Consider the following 9,214-nt stretch of genomic DNA (forward strand, 5'->3'; position numbering starts at 1 on the left):
AAAGTTGTCAATATTACAGATTTTAAGTTTGCTCCAACAACCACAAAATTGAAACATAGAGCTTATTTGTATTATGACACTAATACATCCGATAGACAGTTTTTTTATGCGCCTAGAGCAGAAATGGTTGATGGTAATGAGCCTCCCCTTGCAGATTTACTTGGTTTGAACGGTACAAATTATAACACCAATATATTAAATACATCTTATTGGACCGAAGGCTCCTCCGATTGGGGCGTAATCTATTTTAATAATTATGGGTCTGAAGCAGAAAACGAAAGAGTATGGGGTGAAAATCATGTGGGCGAAGAAACGTTACTTTGGAAATCAAAATCTGATGGAGATAATGGGCCTAATGGTGGTTGGGATTCTTACAATATTCTTTTAGGCTATCCTTTTTACCATCGTCCTGTTCGTTTTTCAGTTTGGATTAAAAAAACAAATTCTCATGATGGCATGACGTTCTTTGGGTATAATGCCTATGGTAATGGATATTATAATAGTATTCCTCTTGATGGTAATTTTAGTGATTATAGCCATCCTAATGACCCTTATTTTTTTGCCGGAGATTTACCAAAACTTAACAGATGGTATCTGCTAGTAGGTTATGTTCACGAATATGGCTATGCAGGAACAGCTAATTTAGGGCGTATATATGATGGTGTAACAGGTGAAGAAGTTCAGGAATTAAGAGATTATAAGTTTCATAACACCGTCTCTCAAGTAAGACATCGCGCTTATTTATCTAATGACACAAACACGAACGACATACAATATTACTGTAATCCCCGAATAGAATATGCTGATGGTAATGAATTACCAATTGAAGAATTACTAAGTATTAATCCAGATTCAAAGTTAATATTCAGTTATGATCTTGCAGGAAACCAAAAACAACGCTTCTACTGTGAAGAAGAGGGCTTCTGCTCGCCAGTAGCTCCTGAAAGTAGAATGATCAACGAAGAAGGCGTAAAAATGGAAGAAGAAGGTGTTGTTGTGGCAGAACAAACAGATGTGCCTTTACCTGGTGAAGAAACAAAAGAAGATACAAATTTAACAGATGTAAAGCATACCATTTATCCTAACCCAACTGATGGGAAAATTGCCATTAAACTCTCAGGTAAGGATTACAATTTAACAAACTCCATTAATATTTATACATCTAGTGGTGCTCTCGTTAGAAGAATCAATATTAATAATCCTACTAATCAAATAGAGCTAAACATTAGTGACATGCCATCTGGAACCTATCATATTCATATGCATTTTACTAATGGGACAGTAAAAACGGAACAAATCATCAAAAACTAAACAACTCAAAAAATGAAATTAAGAAATTACTTTATAGGCTTCATATTATTTTTTATAGGATTTGTTGGTTTTGCACAAACTCCTAATTCTCTTTTGGAAGATCCTTCTAACAAGATAAAGATGGATTTTAAGAAAATAAATACGAGTAAAAATCAAAAGGCATCTGTCTCTAAGACCTCCTCAAAAGAACCATGTTTAATCGATCCTTCTACAGGTGATTGTATCGAGTTAGACCCTTGCGCAGATTGTGATGGTTTATGTAATCAAATAACAGGAGAATGTTTTGAAATTATTGACCCGCCTCCAGGAGGCACTACATCATCTGGATATGCAGGAACGACACCTGGTGAATTTGCAGTGTCACTAAGTGGAGCTGCTACTTATAACGTGCCTATTAATTTGCCACCTGGGATAAAAGATGTAGCACCTAATATTGGTATTTCTTTTAGCAGTCAAGCATCTAATGGTCTCGCAGGATGGGGATGGAATGTTACTGGTTTATCAACAATTACTAGAATCCCAGCTACAAAACACCATGATGGATTAATTGATCCGGTGGATTTTGATAGCAGTGACAGATTTGCATTAGATGGACAACGCTTAATGATAAAATCTGGGAGCTATGGTTCGAGTGGTTCAGAGTATCAAACCGAAAACTATTCGAATATTAAAATCAAAGCATACGGAACATCACCTTATGGATCTTCTTATGGACCTTCCTATTTTATAGTGTTCTATCCTGATGGTACACGTGCATGGTATGGTAATGGAGGTTCTTCTCGTGGACGATTAGAATGGGCATTGTATAAACGACAAGATCCTCAAGGTAATTATATAGAATACAATTACTCTCAAAGTAATAACTTACTTCGTATTAATAGAATTAAATACGGTTCAAGAACAGGTACAACACCACCTAATGACATCTATTTTTATTACAAAACAAGAACACGTCCTGAACTTTCTTACATCAAAGGTCTCACCTTTAAACGCACCAATATTTTGGATCGTATTGAAGTTAAAGGCGGCAATCAATTATATAGAAAGTATCAATTATCGCATAATACTACTTCTCTTGGCTATCAAAGAGTGTCGTCAATTCGCGAATATAACAGTGCTAATCAGTCTTTCCCAGCAATAACTTTCACTTATGAATCATCCTCTAGTGGTGTCACAAGAGATGGTAATACTTTAGACATATATCCTGGTATTAATTACAATAGTGATGCATTGGCCGTTGGTGAATTTAACGGAGATGGGAAAATGGATTTTATAACCTATAACAAAAATGCCAGAAATGAATTAAATGTTTTTATGGATATTTTTGACGATTATGGCTCCGGAATTTCAATAGGATACTCCGTAAATGTTGAAAAATTCGATCAAGTTTTTGCTAGTACAATTCTATCTTGGAATGGTAAAATCCTATCCCAACAAGGGGTTACAAATGTTAGAGAAACAGTAAATAGTTCAAATTCTACTGCACGTTTTCGAACGTTTGCAATGGCAGCTTATGGACCAGTACTTCAATATGATAAATTTGTTAATTTCCCAATTGGACCTGTTGGCGATTTTGATTGTGACCCTCCGTCAAATAATGATTATAGAAAAATTCCGAAATCTTATATCAGTGGAGACTTTAATGGTGACGGATTAACAGATGTATTGGCTATTCCAAAAAAGTACTATAGAGAAGTATGTGAATGGGAATATGATTATTGGGATGATTATGATGAGTGCGTTTGTGGGAATGAAACCGTTTCTCAAGGAAATTCTGAAGTATATTTTGTCGATTTAAAACGTACAGCCAGTACAACTGCTGTTAATATAGGCTCATTGGCACATCGTATTCAAGATAGCACAGATAAGCTATTTGGTGTAGACTTCGATGGAGACGGTAAAACAGATTTAATGCATATTCGTGATGGATTAGTAAGAGTATATTCAATGAACGCTTCAAATCAATTGGTTCAGATTGCTTATTTATCTAATAGTTATATAGATGAAGACAAACCAATATTGCTTGGAGATTATAATGGAGATGGCAAAACCGACTTCGCTCAACCATCTGCTAATAATAGCTCAACCTGGCGTTTTTATTTATCTAGAGGCAACAATATTTATTATTACTCGAAAAATATTGGAGTGACGTATACAGAAAACTATGTTGACACTGACCATCCTTGGTATAATCCAATTGAGATTGTCAATGGAGTTCCTATGGAAAATCCATTATATGAATATCATTATATAGCACAAGATTATAATGGAGATGGTAAATCAGATATTTTAAAACATGAAGTGGTCTCCCCATATTCATCTTACAATGTTGTTAGTGATAGATTAATGCTATATACAAACACACATAATAGCAATGAGAGTACGCCTTCGTTTCAGCTAACAACCAACTCTTTGGCAACAAATAATGGCGTTACAAAATTTGGGATTCCTTTATTTTTAGAAGCAAAAGCCACTAACAGTAATTTAGAATATGCATATATAGATGGAAATAATGTCCACACCTATGTTTTTAATCGAGATAATAAAAAAGATACTTCACTCAATAAGATTACAAATAATGGCGTAGTAACCGACATTTTTTATGAACGTATAGGCGAAGATGACGGGTTGCCTTACCCTTCCAATACGTATTCACCAGATTACGACGAAAACTACCCTTTTGTAAATATTAATATAGCCCCTTCATTTAAAGTAGTGAAAGAGGCAAAAAATACAGGTTCGGGTTATGTTCAAAGGCAATTATTCCAATATTTAGGAGCTGTTTCTCATGCCGAAGGACTTGGGTTCTTAGGGTTCAAAGAATTTAAAAAAACCAACTGGTTTGGTGACGGTGTTGCCCAACTTTGGAATGTATCTAAACATGATATGCAAAAACGAGGTGCCGTAACACAACAATGGGTATCCACATCACCATCAAGTTATCCATCTTCAAATTTTGCAAATAGATCAACTTACACCTATTCTACTCAACTGCTTTCCAACAAGGTTTTTATCAATATGCCAACGCAAATTCAAAAAGAAGATGGTTTACAAAACATAAGTTCTACCGAAAGTTACACCTATGATAGTTACAAAAACCCATTAAGCATTAGCACAACATTTACTGGTGGTTCTAAAACTATAAGTTATTTGTACTCACACAATATCTCGGCAACTAATGAGTATTATCACATAGGTAGACCAACAAAACGAACAGAAACAAGCACGCTTAATGGAAATACCTTTAATTCAGAAGTACAACTTACATATAACAATAATCTAGTTACGCAAACTAAAAAGAAAGGTAATGGCACGCCTTGGCTTACTGAGAACTTTTTGTATGATGTATTTGGGAATACTACAAGAAAAACGATTAGCGGTACGGGTATTACAAATAGAGTTGAAGAATTTGACTATGACTCAAGTGGTCGTTATATGACTAAAAGCACTGATGTTCTTGGCTTAGAAACGACTCACCTATATAATGCTACACTGGGGGTTCTTACGTCTTCGACTTCACCTTACGGACAAACGACATCATACGAGTATGATGCCTGGCAACGTCTATTAAAAGAAACCAATTACTTAGGTAAAGAAACTAAATATGCCTATAATACCGAAAACGTTTCTGGCTTAGGCTTGTGTTTAACAAAATCGATAGATTATCCTGAAGGTCAAGATGAAAAAATCTATTATAATTCCTTTGGCTGGGTAGTTCAGAACAAAAAATTAAGCCTTAACAATAAATGGGTTCAAAAGCGTTTTGAGTATAACGCTGCAGGACGACAAACGAGAGAAAGTGAACCTTATTTTAGCACTGGTAGCGCAACACAATGGAATCAGGTGTACTATGATCAATATGGTAGACCAATATCTAACACCCTATTTAACGGGAAAGTTATAAATACATCATATAATGGATTGTCGGCGACAGTAGATGACGGCACTAAAACGGTAACCACCACTAAAGATGCTGTAGGAAATATCACTACTTTACAAGACTTAGGTGGAACCATTACTTATCAATATCATGGTAATGGAGCCATGAAATCTGCTAACTATGGCAGTCATGTTGTATCAGTCACCATAGACGGTTGGGGACGAAAAGCCTCTCTTACCGATTCTTCTGCAGGAACATATTCCTATCAATACAATATTTTAGGTGAAGTTTTAGAAGAAACCACACCAAAAGGCACAACAACATATACATATGATGCACTAGGTCGTTTAAATACGAAAACAGTTGATGGAGATGAAACAGACTTAACACTCAATTATGTATACGATGGGACCACCAAATTATTGAATGTTATTAATGGATCAAACAATAGAAGTGACACCTACTCTAGCTACACTTATAATTATTATTATGATACTTACAAGCGTTTAAGTAGAATTCAGGAAACCACTGAAACTGGAAATTTTGAAAAGCGTTTGACCTTTGATCCTTTCGGAAGAATAGAAAGTGAAAATTACATTTCTAATCATTTAGGTTCTGGAACCAATAGTGATGTTAAAGTAAAGAATATATATGATGCAGCCGGTGTTCGAACAGAAATAAGAGATTTTAGCTCAAACAATTTAATTTGGAAAATAAATGATGAAAACGCTAGAGGTCAGGCATTAAATATCGAATTAGGAAATGGTATTGTTAAAACAAAGCAATACGACCAATATGGGTTTTTAACGCATATTTTAGACAAGGAAGACGCTGGTACAGGTAGTGCTCAAGCTCTAAAAATGGATTATAGCTTTGATGCTCAAAGAGGCATTTTAAATAGTCGAAAAAATTATGGTTTCTCCAATTGGAATGAAAGCTTTACGCATGACAATTTAGATAGACTAACACAAGTTGATGCTCCCGTATCAAATGTAAAAGAATACGATGATAGAGGGCGTATCACTAATAATTCATCTATTGGTGATTATAATTATGCCAGTAGTAACATGTATCAACTTGCTGATATTGACTTAAACAATCAAGGAGATATCTATTACCAACAACATAATTTGCAACAGATTACTTATAATGCTTTTAAAAAACCCATTGAGATTTCGGAAAATGAAAAAGGTCGCGTAAGTTTTGAATACGGACCATTAATGAAGCGTAATCATGCTTTTTATGGAGGGCTTCAAGAAGATAAAACACAGCGTCAATATCATAAGCAGTATTCAAGTATCGTTCCTGTTGAAATGGTGCATGATAATATAAATGGAAGCACCAAGATCATTACATATATAGCTGGTAATGCTTATACCGCACCTTTAGCGTATATAAAGACCAGCGGTATGTCAGGTGGAACTGATATTGATGAATATGTGTATTTACATAGAGATTATTTGGGAAGTATTCTTGCTATTTCAGATAGCTCGGCCAACATATTAGAAGAGCGCCAATTTGGTGCTTGGGGTAAAACAGATGCATTTAAGAAAGATAATGAGCTTGCAGAATTTAGTCATGACTCATTAATAGGGCGAGGGTTTACAGGTCATGAGCATTTCTTTGAGGTTTCATTGATACACATGAATGGACGAATGTATGACGCCCAATTAGGTCGTTTTCTATCGCCAGATAGTTATATTCAAGATCCATACAATTCTCAAAACTTTAATCGTTATGGTTATGTCTGGAATAATCCTTTAACTCATATTGACCCAAGTGGAGAAATTTTCTGGGCAATTGTTGGTGTTGCAGCACTTATTGGTGCAACTGCTGGAGCTGCAGCGTATATAATTAACGCAGCTATTACTGGCGATTGGTCTTGGGGAGGTTTCGCTATGTCTGTATTAGGTGGTGCTTTAACTGGCGCATTGGGAGGAATTGCTGCTCCCGGAATGTTTCCCGCCGTCATGAGTATGGGACAGTTTTGGGGATTTGTGGCCGCAGGTGTTGCTTCTAGCTTTTTACCTGCTGTAAGTATCCCAATAGGCGATTTTTCCTTTAGTTTAAGTCCCTCTATAGCTTTTGGAACAGGAGGGTTTAACTTTGGACTTTCCGGAAGTGTAGGATATAAGAGTAAAGGGTTTTCTTTTTCTGTAGGAGGATCAATTGGAAAAGGAGGATCAAATATTGGGGGTGGATTCACCATTTATGATAATAAAAATGGGCAAGCGTTCTCATTAGGAGCTACGCTGTACGGAGGTAAACATTCTCAAGGTAATTGGTTTATAGGTTATCAAAGAGGAGATTTTTCTTTTAAAATGACAAACGATGCGTTTTTATCTGGAGATGAATATAGAACGGCTGCTGCTGAAGTAGGTATTGGTAATTACTCTTTTGGGTTTAACTTATATACATCTGAACCTCCTTCGAACGAGTATAATGGAGAATATACTATAGATGGAAAAGACGACACAAGAGATAAAACTTACGAATCTCCTATTTGGGGAAAAAATAAACATTATACTTACTCTAGTGGAAGCAGAATTTTTGCAGGCATGTATTTCGGATATAGAGATAAAGACAAGACATATAGATTAGGTTTTAATGGTGCATTTGTACAAGATTTGTTTCAAAATGGTATTCATAGACATGTAATTACTGGACCATATTTTAATACTAATTATGGTTCACCAGACAATTTGTTTTTCCAATTTTATAGAAATAGAAACCCATGGTCACTTTATTCAAAATAAGAAAGTCCACACATTCACTTTTTCTATTAGGTGCACTAGTACTTATGCTTATGCTTATAAGTTGTGGTGCAAGTTCGGTTAACTTAGAAGGCTATACCGCATTTGAAAAACCTGTTTATAATGATGAAAATTCACATCAATTAAATACCAATGGAGTTTACATAGAAATTACACCATTGCATAGTAAATTTAAAGAAACGAGAACAGGTTTCTATTTTGATAAGAATGGAAGAAAATGCACTTTTCAAGTTGATAGCCTCTTTTGGAGTGCGCCTAATACATATTTAGAGAAAACTGCCAAAAATGACTATTTTAAAAATGGATATTTTGATAATTATTATGTGCATAATGATACTTTAACGGTTCAAAGTTTTGGAACGAATAAAAATGCATATCACAAAAAATGGACGGTTGAAGAAAATTATCAAATTTTAAACAAAGATACTTTAAGCGCATTGAACTATATCTCTTACGGAGGAGGTGCATTAGATAAACCGAAAGAAGAAAAAGCAAAAAAGACAAGGCTCTTTAAGTTTTATAAAACGGATAACGTACCAAATTGTAATAATGCATGGTTTATAAATGAAACATGGTACACGGAAAAATTACATAAAACACGAAAACATTAGACGGTTATATTATGAGTTAGTTGATCGTTTACTTTTTAAGTTTATTTAAACTTTAATTTCTAACTATCCTGTTATATCACACGTCGATGTAATAAAAAAAAGGAAACTTTAAGTTTTCCTTTTTTTATTACTCATTTATAGTTTTAAAACATCAATAACTCATTACAAATGATTTCAGTAGTGTAATACTTTTTACCCTCTTTATCATCCCAAGAGCGGTTGGAGAATTTCCCTTCAATAGCAATCCTTTTTCCTTTAGCAACATAAGATTTAAAAAAAATGGGTAACAAAACCATATACGCGGAACATTAGTATGAATTGAAGTGAATAATAAAAACGCAATTTAGAAAGAACAACACTAAATAATCCTTTATAGAGTATATGGTGATAATTAGAGTGATTTTTGCGTAAACATCTTTAAATCAATACTTAATACTAATTTTTTTTAGAAGAAGTATTGTTAATGTCGTTTTTTATATTTATTTTCAAAGAAAATTCGTACAAATTTTCAATTAATTTTTAAGCCATCAACATATGAATTTAAGACTACTTATTATTCTACTAGCTTTCGTATTGAGTTCTTCTTTAACTAAAGCGCAAAACTTATTAGACACTTCAACTTGGACTATTGGCAGCGG

General features: G+C 34.4%; 4 protein-coding genes. 3 read left to right on the top strand and 1 reads right to left on the bottom strand.

Annotation, left to right across the window (positions count from 1 at the left end):
- The 3 genes from Q0893_RS19365 to Q0893_RS19375 form a co-directional block, all read left to right on the top strand.
- Nucleotides 1–1,311: T9SS type A sorting domain-containing protein (locus Q0893_RS19365; RefSeq protein WP_299278905.1), on the top strand; the 1,311-nt coding region annotated here is incomplete at its 5' end.
- 12 nt (nucleotides 1,312–1,323) lie between these two features.
- A complete protein-coding gene (locus Q0893_RS19370) occupies nucleotides 1,324–7,947 on the top strand; it encodes an RHS repeat-associated core domain-containing protein (RefSeq protein WP_299278908.1) in 6,624 nt (2,207 codons plus the stop codon).
- On the top strand, nucleotides 7,926–8,576 hold the full coding sequence (locus tag Q0893_RS19375) for a hypothetical protein (RefSeq protein WP_299278911.1): 651 nt from the start codon (nucleotides 7,926–7,928) through the stop codon (nucleotides 8,574–8,576). Before Q0893_RS19370 ends, Q0893_RS19375 begins: the two co-directional genes overlap by 22 nt.
- A gap of 143 nt (nucleotides 8,577–8,719) precedes the next feature.
- Here Q0893_RS19375 and Q0893_RS19380 read toward each other — a convergent pair whose 3' ends face one another.
- On the bottom strand, nucleotides 8,720–8,872 hold the full coding sequence (locus Q0893_RS19380; protein ID WP_366915876.1) for a single-stranded DNA-binding protein: 153 nt from the start codon (nucleotides 8,870–8,872) through the stop codon (nucleotides 8,720–8,722).
- Nucleotides 8,873–9,214 lie beyond the last annotated feature (342 nt).

Origin of the sequence: uncultured Psychroserpens sp. (assembly GCF_947494225.1) — a bacterium.
Lineage (GTDB): Bacteria > Bacteroidota > Bacteroidia > Flavobacteriales > Flavobacteriaceae > Psychroserpens.